Source organism: Roseomonas rosulenta, assembly GCF_016106005.1.
Taxonomy (GTDB): Bacteria; Pseudomonadota; Alphaproteobacteria; order Acetobacterales; family Acetobacteraceae; genus Neoroseomonas; species Neoroseomonas rosulenta.
The window spans coordinates 1-812 of the sequence record NZ_JACADR010000612.1; the positions used below are offsets into that span (position 1 = coordinate 1).

General features: G+C 78.3%; 1 protein-coding gene. It reads left to right on the forward strand.

Going from position 1 to position 812, the window contains the following annotated elements:
* Window positions 1-812: P-type ATPase (locus HW578_RS27225; protein WP_198373810.1), on the forward strand; the 812-nt coding region annotated here is incomplete at both ends.

The window sequence follows — 812 nt, forward strand, 5'->3', positions numbered from 1 at the left end:
GGCGGCGTGAATGCCGGGCCCGCCTTCCGCCTGCGCGCGACGCGCGATGCCGCGGCCAGCACCTATGCCGCCATCCTGCGCCTGACGCAGGAGGCCGCGGCCCAGCGCGCGCCGCTCGCGCGCCTCGCGGACCAATGGGCGCTGGGCTTCATCGCCGCCACCGCGCTGCTGGCCGGCGGCGCCTGGGCCGTCACGGGCGATCCGCTGCGCGCGCTCGCGGTGCTGGTGGTGGCCACCCCCTGCCCGCTCATCCTCGCCGCGCCGGTCGCGCTGGTGGCGGGCATCGGGCGCGCCGCGCGGCGCGGCATCGTGGTGAAGGGCGGCGGTGCGCTCGAACGCCTCGCGCGCATCCGCACCGTGCTGTTCGATAAGACCGGCACGCTCACGCCGGGGCATCCGCGCCTCGCCGCCATCGATGCCGACCCCGCGCTGGGGCGCGATGGCGCGCTGCGCCTCGCCGCCGCGCTGGCACAGGGATCCACGCATCCGGTCTCGGCCGCGCTGGTCGCCACCGCCGGGGCGCGCGGCATCGACCTGCCGCTGCCCGAGGGCATGGCCGAGATCGCAGGCGGCGGCGTCACCGGCATGGTGGAAGGCCGCGCGCTGATGCTCGGCGCCGAGGGCTTCCTGCATGCCGCGGGCATCGACCCGCAGAACGGCTTCGGCCTGGTGGCGCAGGTGGCCGCCGCGGCGGGCTCGGTCGCCTGGCTCGCGGTGGATGGGCGCGTCGCCGCGGCCTTCGTGATGGCCGATGGCATGCGCCAGGAGGCGCCGCGCGCGGTGCGGTGGCTGCGCGCGCTCGGCGTCCGGCG